Source organism: Kribbella endophytica, from assembly GCF_054781295.1.
In genome coordinates this window covers 2,651,155-2,663,296 of record NZ_BAAGUR010000001.1, presented here as the reverse complement: position 1 = coordinate 2,663,296, position 12,142 = coordinate 2,651,155, and the positions used below count along the sequence as shown (strand labels likewise).

Annotated in this window: 14 protein-coding genes; 6 read left to right on the top strand and 8 right to left on the bottom strand. The window is 69.2% G+C overall.

Annotation, left to right across the window (positions count from 1 at the left end; all coding sequences use genetic code 11):
* Positions 1 to 2 precede the first annotated feature (2 nt).
* Positions 3 to 1,121: an N-acetylglucosamine kinase gene (locus ACYVIO_RS12720; protein WP_460650912.1), complete on the top strand. Its 1,119-nt coding sequence runs from the start codon at positions 3 to 5 to the stop codon at positions 1,119 to 1,121.
* A gap of 105 nt (positions 1,122 to 1,226) precedes the next feature.
* Positions 1,227 to 1,751, top strand: coding sequence for a hypothetical protein (locus tag ACYVIO_RS12715; protein ID WP_460650911.1), 525 nt, complete (start codon positions 1,227 to 1,229; stop codon positions 1,749 to 1,751).
* Between the two features lie 164 nt (positions 1,752 to 1,915).
* On the opposite strand, the gene ACYVIO_RS12710 is transcribed toward ACYVIO_RS12715, so the two are convergent.
* Positions 1,916 to 2,833 carry a membrane protein gene (locus ACYVIO_RS12710; protein WP_460650910.1) on the bottom strand — a complete coding sequence of 306 codons (918 nt, stop codon included), beginning with the start codon at positions 2,831 to 2,833 and terminating at the stop codon, positions 1,916 to 1,918.
* Between the two features lie 226 nt (positions 2,834 to 3,059).
* Between ACYVIO_RS12710 and ACYVIO_RS12705 the strand changes: the two genes are divergently transcribed.
* Positions 3,060 to 3,512, top strand: a complete 453-nt coding sequence (locus tag ACYVIO_RS12705; protein ID WP_460650909.1) for a GNAT family N-acetyltransferase — start codon at positions 3,060 to 3,062, stop codon at positions 3,510 to 3,512.
* 115 nt (positions 3,513 to 3,627) lie between these two features.
* On the opposite strand, the gene ACYVIO_RS12700 is transcribed toward ACYVIO_RS12705, so the two are convergent.
* Together ACYVIO_RS12700 and ACYVIO_RS12695 are read right to left on the bottom strand one after the other, a co-directional pair.
* Complete coding sequence (locus ACYVIO_RS12700; RefSeq protein WP_460650908.1) at positions 3,628 to 4,716, bottom strand: neutral zinc metallopeptidase; 1,089 nt, start codon at positions 4,714 to 4,716, stop codon at positions 3,628 to 3,630.
* A gap of 330 nt (positions 4,717 to 5,046) precedes the next feature.
* Positions 5,047 to 6,006, bottom strand: a complete 960-nt coding sequence (locus ACYVIO_RS12695) for a neutral zinc metallopeptidase (RefSeq protein WP_460650907.1) — start codon at positions 6,004 to 6,006, stop codon at positions 5,047 to 5,049.
* A 626-nt stretch (positions 6,007 to 6,632) separates the two neighbouring features.
* Between ACYVIO_RS12695 and ACYVIO_RS12690 the strand changes: the two genes are divergently transcribed.
* Positions 6,633 to 7,400 carry an SDR family NAD(P)-dependent oxidoreductase gene (locus ACYVIO_RS12690; RefSeq protein ID WP_460650906.1) on the top strand — a complete coding sequence of 256 codons (768 nt, stop codon included), beginning with the start codon at positions 6,633 to 6,635 and terminating at the stop codon, positions 7,398 to 7,400.
* Here the strand turns inward: ACYVIO_RS12690 and ACYVIO_RS12685 are convergent.
* Both ACYVIO_RS12685 and ACYVIO_RS12680 read right to left on the bottom strand, forming a co-directional pair.
* Positions 7,362 to 8,174, bottom strand: a complete 813-nt coding sequence (locus tag ACYVIO_RS12685) for a class I SAM-dependent methyltransferase (RefSeq protein ID WP_460650905.1) — start codon at positions 8,172 to 8,174, stop codon at positions 7,362 to 7,364. The two genes, ACYVIO_RS12690 and ACYVIO_RS12685, sit on opposite strands and share 39 nt — an antisense overlap.
* A gap of 27 nt (positions 8,175 to 8,201) precedes the next feature.
* Positions 8,202 to 8,654: a GNAT family N-acetyltransferase gene (locus ACYVIO_RS12680; protein WP_460650904.1), complete on the bottom strand. Its 453-nt coding sequence runs from the start codon at positions 8,652 to 8,654 to the stop codon at positions 8,202 to 8,204.
* An 85-nt stretch (positions 8,655 to 8,739) separates the two neighbouring features.
* Here ACYVIO_RS12680 and ACYVIO_RS12675 point away from each other — a divergent pair, with 85 nt between their 5' ends.
* Both ACYVIO_RS12675 and ACYVIO_RS12670 read left to right on the top strand, forming a co-directional pair.
* Positions 8,740 to 9,474, top strand: coding sequence for an SAM-dependent methyltransferase (locus ACYVIO_RS12675; RefSeq protein ID WP_460650903.1), 735 nt, complete (start codon positions 8,740 to 8,742; stop codon positions 9,472 to 9,474).
* On the top strand, positions 9,471 to 9,893 hold the full coding sequence (locus ACYVIO_RS12670; protein WP_460650902.1) for a hypothetical protein: 423 nt from the start codon (positions 9,471 to 9,473) through the stop codon (positions 9,891 to 9,893). The genes ACYVIO_RS12675 and ACYVIO_RS12670 overlap by 4 nt, the downstream gene beginning before the upstream one ends.
* Here ACYVIO_RS12670 and ACYVIO_RS12665 read toward each other — a convergent pair.
* The 3 genes from ACYVIO_RS12665 to ACYVIO_RS12655 all read right to left on the bottom strand — a co-directional run bounded on the left by ACYVIO_RS12665 (position 9,890) and on the right by ACYVIO_RS12655 (position 12,128).
* On the bottom strand, positions 9,890 to 10,348 hold the full coding sequence (locus tag ACYVIO_RS12665; RefSeq protein WP_460650901.1) for a class E sortase: 459 nt from the start codon (positions 10,346 to 10,348) through the stop codon (positions 9,890 to 9,892). The genes ACYVIO_RS12670 and ACYVIO_RS12665 overlap by 4 nt on opposite strands.
* Before the next feature lie 273 nt (positions 10,349 to 10,621).
* Positions 10,622 to 11,197, bottom strand: coding sequence for a molybdenum cofactor biosysynthesis protein (locus ACYVIO_RS12660; protein WP_460650900.1), 576 nt, complete (start codon positions 11,195 to 11,197; stop codon positions 10,622 to 10,624).
* Entirely contained in the window at positions 11,190 to 12,128 is a 939-nt protein-coding gene (locus tag ACYVIO_RS12655) for a LysR family transcriptional regulator (protein WP_460650899.1), read from the bottom strand. The genes ACYVIO_RS12660 and ACYVIO_RS12655 overlap by 8 nt, the downstream gene beginning before the upstream one ends.
* Positions 12,129 to 12,142 lie beyond the last annotated feature (14 nt).

The window sequence follows — 12,142 nt, the reverse complement described above, 5'->3', positions numbered from 1 at the left end:
CCGTGGCGAACGAAGCCGAGGCCCTCCAGGCACCGTTGGTCCCTGGAGGAGTCCTCGCCTTCGACGCCGGCAACAGCAAAACGGACGTAGCCCTGGTCTCCGCCAACGGCACCATCCTCGGCACCGCAAGAGGCGGCGGCTTCGAACCCCACCTCGTCGGCGCCCAGACCGCCGTCGACGGCCTGCTGCCGCTGGTGGCGGAAGCCGCGCGCGCTGCCGGGCTGCCCTTCGCCGGAGACGGCCTCGCTTTGCAGCCGGGCCTCGCCACCGGCGCCGTCACCGAAGGCGACAGGCGTTTCGGGGCGGCAGGCTCCCCCTCCCTCCCCCCTTTGGTGGAACAGATCTCCGCGTGCCTGGCGAACGCGGACCTCCCCATCGAGGAGGAGCGTTTGGCCGACGCCTTCCGCTCCTACGGCTGGGCGTCGCGGGTGCACGTCGCCAACGACACCTTCGCCCTCCTCCGCGCCGGCCTCGACGAACCCCGCGGAGTAGCCGTCGTCTGCGGCGCCGGCATCAACTGCTGCGGCCTGCTGCCGGACGGCCGCACCGCCCGCTTCCCAGCCGTCGGCCGCATCTCCGGCGACTGGGGCGGCGGCCAGCAGCTCGCCGAAGAGGCGATCTGGGCAGCCGCGAGAGCCGACGACGGCCGCGGCCCCGCCACCGCCCTGATGACCGTCCTCCCCCAACACTTCGGCGTCCACTCCATGCCCGAACTCATCGAAGCGATGCACCTGGGCGACATCCCACTCGCACGCCGCCTGGAAGCAGGCCCGATCCTCTTCCAGGTAGCCGCCACCGGAGATCAGGTAGCCACCGCAGTAGTCCACCGCCAAGCCGAAGAAATCGTCACCATGGCCGTAGTAGCCCTACGCCGCCTCAACCTCCTCGACGAACCCACCCCAGTAATCCTCGGCGGCGGAGTCCTCACCGCCAACCACCCCCTCCTCTTAGAAGAAATCACCACCCAACTAGCAGCAGCGGCCCCCAAAGCGATCCCCCAGATCGTCGAGGTCCCACCCGTAGTAGGCGCCATCCTCTTGGGCCTCGACCACACCGAAGCCGCCCCCGAGGCCCACACAACAATCCGTACGGCGTACACGCTCAAGCAGCCGACCGCCTGATCCCCAGAACCCAGCGGTCCGGTCCGGCCCCCGTCCCGGACCGGGCCGCTGCTGTTTCCACCCCACCTACTGACAAGATTTTGATTGCGGTGTAATCATGTAAGCATGAGTACAGACGATGACCGGGTGAGCGGCTGGCTGACAGGCCGCCTCCCGCAGGAGTGGTTCGAAGGCGCCCCGGAGGTGAGCCTCGATCGGGACGAGATCCTGATCGTCGGCACCATCGCCGCGCCCGAGCAGGCCGGGGACGTCAGCCCGGCCGCACGGTCCGCCGCCGAAGAGGGCCGGATCAAGCAGTTCCGTGAGAACACCCGTGAGCGCCGGATCGAGATCGCCCAGGAGCTCGAGCACTCGACCCGCCGCAAGGTGGCGTGGGGCGTCCGCTGCGGCGAGACCCGGACGGTCTTCACCTCCCTGTCCGCCCCCGTGATGACCCGCCTGCGTCAGCCCGAGCGCCAGGTCCTCGACACCCTCGTCGACGCCGGCGTGGCCCGCTCCCGCAGCGACGCCCTCGGCTGGTGCGTGAAGCTGGTCGCCCAGCACAGCGAGACCTGGCTGAAGGATCTGCGCGACGCGATGACCAAGGTCGAGGACGTCCGCCGCGCCGGCCCGGACGCCACCCAGGACTGAACCCGGGACCTTGAACAGGAAAGCGGGACCTCGGACAACACATAGCGTGTCCGAAGTCCCGCCAACCTGTTCAAGTCCCACGAGCAAACCGGGTGGGTGCGATCCGATCCGATCGCACCCACCCGGGTAACTCCCACCGGTGGTGACCCCACCGGCAAGAGGGTCTAGCGCTGGCCGTCCGACCAGTTGGTGGTGTTCTCGCCGGTCCAGTTGCCGTTGGCACCCGTCGTACCGTTCGAGTACCCGCCGGTCTGCGGCGCACCGTGGGTCGCCGGGTACTGCTCGGTCGGGTACTGCTGCTCACTCGGGTAACCGGACTGATCAGTCTGGTAACCGTTGCCCTGACCGTTCCCGTTCTGGTACGACGCGTCGGTGCCGTTCTGGTACGACGCGTCAGCCCCGCCGGCCGGCCGGTTCGCGGCCATCGCCTGACCCCGGTCGAACAGCGTGCGCAGCGCCTCGCCGGCCATCTCGCGGCCACCGAGACCGAAAGCCAGACCCAGCGCGAGCGCCGCACCACCGAGCACGATCAGCAGCGTGTTGCCGGTCAGCTGAACGGCGATGCCCAGCTGCGTCAGCGCGGCGAACGCGGCGTACACGAGGATCGCGTACTTGCCGACCTTGGCCAGCGTCTCGTTGCCGGTGGCCCCGCGGATGATCGCGGCCAGGAAGTTCGCGAACAGCGCGGCCAGGCAGACGATCACGATCGCGGCGAAGATCCGCGGGATGTAGCCGAGCATCGAACTCATGAAGTTCGAGATCTCCGGTACGCCGAGCGCGGAGGCGAACATCGTGAAGCTGATCAGGAACACGAACCAGAACACGACCTTGCCGAGCATCGCCGAAGCGGTCAGCCCCGTGCCGGACCGCTGCAGGACGCCGGACACGCCGGCCCGTTCCATCCACTGGTCGAAACCGACCTTGCCGAGCAGCTTGCCGACCAGGTTGCCGAGCAGTTTCGCCACGAAGTACCCGACCGCCAGGATGACCAGGCCGCCGAGCAGGTTGGGGATGAACCCGAGAAGCTTGCCGAAGGCATCTTCGAAGGGTTGGGTGAAGTCGATTGCCAGTGGTGCGCTCATCGGACATCTTCCTTCCGGACTGAGCCCGCACCGCCGCCACGCGCACCGCCTCCACGCGACCCCGGCCACGGGCGGTGCAGTGGTGTCTGACCCACTCGTGCCCGCACGGGTGACCCGCAAACGCCTTCTGGCTAACGCAATGTGATTGCATAAGGCAATGACTGTGACGAACGAAAGGTACTGACCCGCTCAACTAACCGGTTCAGCCGCCTGAGAAACTCTGTCCATGACCGCTGTCGAGATCCGCCGCGCCACGCTCGCCGACGTCCCCGCCATCGTCACGCTGATCGCCGACGACCAGCTCGGCAGCACCCGGGAGTCGCTCGGCGACCTCACGCCGTACGCCGAAGCCTTCGCCGCCCTCGACGCCGACCCGAACCAGCTCCTCATCGTTGCCGACCGCAACGGCGAGGTGGTCGGCACCTTCCAGCTCACGTTCATCCCCGGCCTGTCCCGCCGAGGCTCCACCCGAGCCCAGATCGAAGCCGTCCGCGTCGCCCCCTCCACCCGAGGCACCGGCCTCGGCACCACCCTGATGAAGTGGGCCATCGAAGCGTCCCGCAACCGCGGCTGCACCCTGGTCCAACTCACGTCGGACAAAACCCGCACCGAAGCCCACCGCTTCTACACCACCCTCGGCTTCACCATGAGCCACGAGGGCTTCAAACTCGCCCTCTGACCCGTACGCCGATCAGCCCGCGCTTGCAGGCGCGACATCTAACTGACGCCCGGCGACACGGCGTCGACTCGCACTCCGTCAGCGCGGCGCCCAGCCCGCGCTTGCCGGTGCGGCGTCAGCTCACCTTCGCGGCGGGGACCACGAAGGTGTTGCAGGACGCCGGGTTCGCGGACTTGAAGGCGGGAGCGGACCACGCCCACTGGCTCTTACGGGAGCCGTGGTCGCGCTTCTTGTCCGGGTTGTACTCGTCGCCGGAGTGCTGCGTCTGCCACTCCCACTGCTCCAGGCGTTCGCCGGTCAGCCGGAGCGCGGACTTGTTGGCGCCGAGGAAGGCCGCGGCCAGGCACTGGGCCTGCAGCTCCATCCGGCGGCTCTCCTCCAGCTTGGCGGCTTCGCCCTTGGCCCAGCCCTCACGAGAGCTGGACGAGATCAGGATGTTGGTCAGCATCTGTACGTGATGGGCGTACTCGTGCGCCATCGTGTTCTGCAGGTGCGAGCGACCGGCTTCGGCGTTGCGGCCGAACAGTTTCACGTCGTCACCGACGCGCACGTTGATCGTCTCGTCGCCACCGCAGTAGAACGACAGATCGCCCTCGCTGGTGCAGGCCGACTGGTTCTTGGCCCAGAGAACGAGCTTCGGTGGCCGGAACTCGTACCCTGCCTTGCGGACCAGCGGTGCCCACGCCCGGTTGAGACAGGGCAGCATCGCCTGGTAGTAGCGCAGGGCGTTGGCCTCGGAGTTCGGCCTGACCTTGGACTCGGTGCAGTTGACCGCGGCGACCTTGCCGGCCTTGTAGAGGCCGTTCTGTTTCACCCGTACGGCGTCCGGCACCGGCGTCGCGGTCACCGTGACGGTCGGCTGCGGCGGCGCCATCGGGACCTCGGTCTGCTTCACCGACGGGTTGGACAGCGGGTTCGCGACGGTGTCGAAGGTGTTCATCGCGCGGTACCCGAAGACGGCCGCTCCGACCAGCGCAACAACTCCGGCCACGGCGCCGCTGATCAGCAGCGCCTTCGGCAGCTCCCGCTTCGGAGCCAGCGGCGGGTCAGTGAACTGCGGCGCCTGCCGAGCCGACGGCGTACTCCACCCAACCGGCCGGGCCCCACCACGCTGCCGAGTCCCCGTCAACGGCGTCGACGGAGCCCCCGCCAACGGAGCCGGCGGCGGAGCGCCGTACCCAGCCTGCCCGGGCTCAGTCGGCAACGGAGCCCCCTTCCGCTGAGTAGGCTCGCCGGCCGACACCGGCTCGGCCTTCCCCAACCCCACCGGCTGCCCCCGCCGAACCGGCCGACTCACAGCCTCCGCAGCAGCCCCCCGCTCCCCGCCCCCACCAGGCAAAAAGTGCCCAGGCGCAGGAGCGCCGGAAGCTGTGGCACCGCCAACCCCCGGTGCAGGCGCACTGCCAACCTCCGGCGCGGACGAGCCCGCACCCTCCGGGCTGGAAGCCTCCAGAGCAGGCGTAACAGCGTCAGGGGTGTCGGGAGACGGGGTGGGCGGGTCGAGCTCGGTCATCGGGGTCCCAGTCTTCTCGCGTCAGCTGACCTTGGCGGGGGTCGCCGTGAAAGTGTTGCAGGCGCCCGGATCGCCGCTGCCGAAGCCCCTGGCCATCCACTGCTCGACGCTCTTGCGGGACCCGTGGTCGCGCACCTTGTCCTCGGTGAGCTCGTCGCCGCTGTTCTTGCTCCGCCACTGGTACTGCTTCAGCAGCTCCCCACGCAGCGGGAACGTCGCCTTCTCCGTCGTCAGGAACACCGCCGATAGACAGGCCGCCTGCAACGCCTGCCGGCGATCCAGCTCCAGCCGGGCCTTCTCGTTCGGAGCGGTGTCCTGCATCGAACCGGAGGCCTCGAAGATCCCGGTCAGGTGCTGGACGTGCAGCGCGTACATGTACGCCAGGTCGTACGCGATGTCGACCCGCGCCAGCGGCCGGCTCTTCGCGTACTCCTCCGGCCAGTCCTCCCACTCCATCGCCATCACGCCGCCGTCGGCCGCGCAGTACGTGTTGAGCGCCTTGTCGTGCACGCCGCACGCGGTCTCCTGGCCGTTGTCGAAGATCACCAGCTTTGGCGGGTTGAACTCGGCACCGGCCGCACGCACCACCGGCTCCCACGCCTTGTTCAGGCAGGCGAGCAGCGCCTCGTGGTACGCCCGAACGTTGTCCTTGGTCGTCGGCCGGTACGCCGGTTCCTTGCACCCGACCGCCTTGAGCTTCCCAACCGTATAGAGCTTGCTCTGCCCAGTCAGTACGGCATCCGGCGTCGCCTCACCCGACGGCTTCGCGTTGGCCGGCTCATCGGTACCAACCACCGACGGCCTACCCACCGGGTTCGCGACGTAGTCGTCGTACGACGACAGCAGCTTCGTCCCACCGAACGCGACCCCACCGAGCAGCACGATCACGCCGAGAATCCCCCCGGCCACCAACAACTTCGACCGCTTCTTCGGCACGAACGGCAACGGCTCCGGCCGATACCGAGCATTGAACGCAGCCACCGCAGCATCCCCAGGCGGAGGCGCCCCAATCCGAGACCCCTGCAACTGCGGCGGCCCAGCCGGAGCATCAGCCCCCAACCGAGGCGTAGGCGCCACCAACGGCGTCAGCCCCGCACCAGGCGTCCACCCCGCACCGCCTGTGGCAGTGGGAGATGAGGAGGGGAAGGGGGCCTGGCCGCCCGAAGCCCCCGCGCCTTCGGCGCTGGGCGCAGTGGCCGATGCCTGCTCGCCCTGGGCGACATCCGGCGTCGTCCCCGCGACGGTCGGCGCACCCGCAGGTTCTGGTTGCGCGGCGGGTGGCGCGAACCGCGCGACCGAGGACTGCGGTGCTGCGGCCGGTGTGGGCGTGGCGGGCTGGTCGCCGTCGCCGCCGGGCAGGAAGTGCCCAGGCTTGGGTGCTCCATCATTCGCCATACGGTGTTGCGTCTCCCCAGTTCGCGGCCGTCAGCCGGCCCGCTCAAAGTCCAACGGCGACCGGTGACCACCCCCTGGCCCGAACCGCCGGATGATGTTACTGCGGGACACGCCGGACGGCGTACCGGGTTGCAGCTATTGACATCGATCCGCGACCTCTCGGCGCCGTGTCCTACGCTGAGTCACCCGCCACCAACGTTACGGAGTACCGGATGAGCGTGCTGGACACTTTCGGGCTGGACGGTCGCCGGGTTCTGGTGACCGGTGGGAACCGTGGTCTCGGCCGGGCCTTCGCGCTCGCGCTGGCCGAGGCGGGCGCGGACGTCGCGATCGCCGGGCGCGACACCGAGCGCAACGACCGGGTGGTCGCCGAGATCGGTGAGCGCGGGCGCCGGGGTCTGGGCGTGACCGCCGATATCACCCGCAAAGCGGACGTGACCGCGATGGTCGAGCAGGTGACCGCCGAGCTGGGCGGCATCGACGTCCTGGTGAACAACGCCGGCGTCGCCATTCACCGCCCGGCGCTCGAGGTCCCGGACGAGGAGTGGCAGCAGGTCATCGACCTCAACCTGACCGCGTTGTGGAACACCAGTACGGCGGTCGCCCGCGGCATGATCGCGGCCGGCGGTGGCGTGATCGTCAATGTCGGCAGCATGTCCGCGCAGATCGTCAACCGCCCGCAGTGGCAGGCGTCGTACAACGCCTCGAAGGCAGCCGTCCATCACCTGACCCGCAGCCTGGCGGCCGAGTGGGCCCCGCACAACATCCGCGTCAACGCGATCGCGCCGGGCTACGTCAAGACCGACATGGCGCCGGTCGACCAGCCCGAGTTCCGCCAGAACTGGATCCTCGACGCACCCCAGCAACGCTACGCAACCCCTGATGAGATCGCCCCCTCCGTCGTCTACCTCGCCAGTCCGGCGAGCTCGTTCATGACCGGCTCAGTCCTCCTCATCGACGGCGGCTACTCCGTCTACTAGCCCCACAGCCAAGTAGTGCAGGCTGCTCGCAACCATCCCAGGATCCACCTCCACGAATCGCGCCAACGTCACCGCGGCGAGCATCAGCCGGTCGATCTCGTCGCCGACGGCGTTCTCCAGCGTGTGCGCGGCCGGCCCTTCCACACCGAACTCCGCGACCTCCACCAGCCCTGCGGCGGCGAACTCCTCGGTGAGTTCGCCGACACCATGAAAGTACGCGGTGGTGAAGCCGTTCGGATCATCGAAATGCAAGCCTGTGGACAACAGCCCCTCGAACACCGGCAGCTTGTCGGCGGTCAGCCGCCCGTTGTTCCCCCACTCCAACAGCCCGGCGTACCGACTGATGCCGACGGCAACGATCAGTCCGCCGGGCCGAGTGACCCGCCGAGCCTCACGCAACGCCTGCAGGCGATCAGCCGCCTCGACCAGGTGGTACAGCGGCCCGAGCAGCAACGTGACGTCAACGCTGTCGTCAGCCTGAGCCAAAGCGCGAGCATCACCCACCGACGCCGCGAATCCTCCACTCCGCAAGGCCTGAGCGACATGCTCCTCCAGCGGATCGACCAGCTCCACGTCGTACCCATCAGCCGCCAGCCACCGCGCATGGACGCCAGTCGCCCCACCGACATCGAGCACTCGCGCGGGCGGCTTCGGCAGGTGCCGCCGGATCAGCTCCTGCGTCCGGAGGAACTCCAGCTGCCCGTGCCCACTGCGGGACAGCCGGTCGTGCTCGACGTAACGGTCGCGGTAGAAGTGCTCAATGGTCGGATCCATCCACCCATGATGGTGAGTGCGCCGACCTCAGGACACCTGTTTTTCGGTGAGGTCGAGGGTCAGCTCGACATCGCCGTACTCGTCCTCGCCGAGGTCCGTGAAGCCCGCCGCGCGCAAGGTCGCGAGGCTGGCCGCGTTCGCCGGCTCGACGCCGGCATGGACTGACGTCGCGCCCTGCTCGCGGGCCAACTCGACGAGCAGTGCCAGGGTCTGATGCCCGAGGCCCTGCCCGCGACGATCCGGTACGACGTAGTACGTGATCTCGGCTTCGTCGTCCAGGACCTCCAGGTCGACGAACCCGACCGGCCCGGTGTCGTCGCGAACGAGCCGCCCGAAGCGCGTGGGTGCCTCCAGCAACGGCGCCCAGCGGCGTACGGCATCACCGTAGAAACCGCCGAAGATCGCACCGCCGACCGGGTCGGCCGCCAGCCAGGTCTCGACCTGCCGCAGCCCGTCGGCGTCCATCGCCTCCATCCGCATAGGACGACTCTGCCTGGACCGGGAGCTGCTCACAACCTCGAAACCTGGTTGCGGCCCCCTCGCCACGCCCGGTTGGGTTGACCCCATGGATCTGCTGAACAGGCCCGAGTACCCGCTGTCCTCGAAGTACGACGCGGAGTGGGTGCTCACCAACGACATGGGCCCGCACCCGCTCTGGCTGCTGGAGGACCTCGCCAGGGATCTCGACCTGAAGCCGGGGATGCGCGTCCTCGACCTCGGCTCGGGCAAGGGCGCGACCAGCGTCTTCCTGGCCAAGGAGTACGGCGTCCAGGTCTGGGCCGCGGACCTGTGGATCGACCCGACGGAGGCGGCGGCCAACTTCGCCGGGCTCGACATCACCGCGATCAAGGCGGAGGCGCACGCGCTGCCGTTCGCCCGCGGGTTCTTCGACGCGATCGTCTGCATCGACGCCTACGAGTACTTCGGTACGGCGGACGGCTACCTCGCCTACCTCACCGGCTTCCTCAAGCCCGGCGGGCAGCTCGGCGTCGCCACGCCGGCGTTGCGGCGGGAGGTGCGCGAGCTGGGGCACATCCCGGAGCACATCAAGAAGCTGGTCGGCTGGGAGGCGGTCGCCTGGCACACCGCGGACTGGTGGCGGTTCCACTGGGAGATCACCGAGCTGGTCGAGGTCACGTCGGCCCGGCTGCAGGAGTCCGGCTGGCAGGACTGGCTCGCCTGGGCCCAGGCCTGCAGCGCGCACCGCGGGGCGCCGGACGCCGCGCTGGAGATGCTGGAGCAGGACAAGGGTGAGTACCTGACGTTCGCGCTTCTCGCCGCCCGTACTGTGGGGGCATGAGCTGGGCTATTTACGCGTTGCGAGGACCGGGTGGTGTCCGCCGGCTGGACGAGTTGCCGGAGGACTACGCGCCACCGTCGCTGGGGACCGCGGACGAGGTGGTCGAGATCGTCCGGGCGGTCGCGCCCGGCGTCGACGCCAGCAAGCGGTCGTGGCTGGTGCTGCAGGGCGACGACCACGACGTCGAGCTGACCATCGGCAAGGGGGTCGACGTCCGGGACATCACCTTCTACCTGAACGACGGCGCCCGCTCGATCCCGCTGGTGATGGAGATCAGCCGCCGCCTCGGCGTCACGGCCTACGACACCGAGTCCGGCGACTTCCTCACCGAGGAGTCGCGGCCGCCGGTTCCGCCGCCGCTGACCGAGGAAGAGATCAAGGCCAACAAGCCCAAGTGGTGGAAGTTCGGCCGCGCTTAAGCAGGTCTGGTCGCGACGAGGGTGCCGATCTTGTTGATGCGGTGCTCCGGGTTGCCCAGGGCGTCTTTCCAGTAGTTGCCTTGGGCATGGTCTTCCGGGGTGGCGCAGGTGCTCAGGGTGATCTTCGCCTGCGTGGGCCGCACGCCCGGGCTGCCCGGAACGGCGGCGTTCTGCTGGGCGAGCTCGGCGGGCTTGCGGAACGAGATGGTCATCGTCCGGTCGATCACGTAGTCGTAGATCATGCCGTTGGCGGCGACGAGCACGTGGTCGCCGTTCTTCAGCTGCGGCACGCGGCCGAAGGGGCGTCCGTGCGTGGTTCGGTGCGCGGTCACGATGAAGTTCCCGATGTCGCCCGGTCCGACTCCGCCGCGCGCGCCGCGCGGTGAGGCTGCGACGCCTCGGTTCTGGATGACGGTGCCGGGGCGGTCGTCTGCGGTGCCTGTGTACGGGACCACGCGGAGCGCCTTGCTTCCTAGCGCCGGCATGCGCAAGACCGATTGGGCTGTACGCCGTACCGTCGGCGTCGGTGAAGGCGTCAGGCTGGGACTCGTCGGACTCGGGCTCGTGGGATCAGGACTCGTCGGAGCAGGAGTCGTTGGGCCAGGCGACACAGCCAGCTCCTCGGGAGCGTCCGAGCAGCCGACCAGCACGCAGGCCAGCAGCATCGCGCCCACCCAACGCCTCACCATTCCAGCAAGTTAGCCCCACCCACCGAAAACCCGCCGAAATCAGAGCCTCAGCACGGCCGGTCCGAGCACCAGCTCCCCGTCGTCCAACGGCTCGCACCGCACCCCACCGTGCCCACGCAACCCCGTGAACGCGCCCGGCGCGACCGCGACATCCATCCACGCACACGGATTCGCCGGCCGATACGCCTGGAAACGCACGGGTCCCGACCCGGAGTCGAGCGAGAACACCCGCCCCTCCACCCGGCTCCCGTCCGCCCGCCGCTGAGCCGCCAACTCGTCCACCGGGAATCCCCGCAGCACGACGTTCCGCCGCAGGAGATGCGGGTCAGGCACTGCAATCCCCAGCTCGTCGGCAAGCGTCTCCAAGGACTCGACCGCGAAGAACGTCACCGCGGCCTTCCGGTGCACCGCCTGGTTGAAGTACCGATCCCCCACCAGCCCCAGTCCCGCACGCACGATCACCCGATCGACCACGCCATCGAGCGGATCAACCCGAGGCCCGTCCTGCGGCCGCCCTTCAAAAGCATGCACCGGCGACACCAACAGACCGACGATCTCCACCCGCACCTCCGCCAAGCGGGGTCCGGACTCGCCCGGAGCGTCCAGCTCACTCACCCGACTCAGGCCGTGGCAGCCACGCCCCCTCCGGCTGGTCCAGCCAGCCCTCAGCAGCGGCCAGCCGATCCACCGCAGCATGCAGCGCCACCAGCCCGGGGTGCGAAGCCTCCCGCCGCCAGTACATCCCCCACGGGTACAGCGCCACCGGCTCGACCACTGGCCGCACCACCGACCCAGGCACCCGCGGCTGCGACGTCAGCCCCAGGATCGGCGCACTCCGGTCCCGCAGGTGCTGCGCAACCTCATCAGCCCCCAGCACATGCGGGTGCGCCCCACCCGCCTCGATCCCCAGCGGCGACAGCAGCTGCAGTACGGCGTGCTCCCACCCAGCCGTCACGTGGTCACCAGCCCGGAAGCACACCCCCGCCGGTCCCAGCTCAGCCACAGGTACGGCGTCCAGCTCGGCCAGCGGGTGCCCGATCGGCAGCAGCACGGTCAGCGGCTCCCGGCGTACGTCGCGACGCTCCAGCTCGCCGTACGAGCCAGTGAGTCGGCCGAACGTCACGTCGAGCCGCTCAGCCAGCAGGTGCGGCGCAGCAGACTCCCCGCCGGTGTGGAAGCGAGCGAAGAACTCCACCTCCGGAGCGATCCGCCGTGCCTCCGCCAGCACCAGCGACGGGGTCAGCCCAGGCCCGACGACATCCACAGTCAGCGAGCGGGCCTCTCCACGCAGCTCCAGCACGGTCGTATCGTGCAAAGCGATCAGCTGCCGAGCCCGGTCGAGCAGAGTCCGCCCAGCGGGCGTCAGCGTCACCCGCCGAGTGGTCCGGTCCAGCAGCCGTACGCCGGCCCGCTCCTCCAGCCGCTGGATGTCCCGACTGAGTGCCTGCTGTGCGACGTACAGCTTCTCGGCGGCCCGGCTGAAGTGCAGCTCCTCGGCGACCGTGACGAAATAGCGCAGCAGTCGGATCTCCAGGTCGTCGGGCACGCCACCAGTTAACA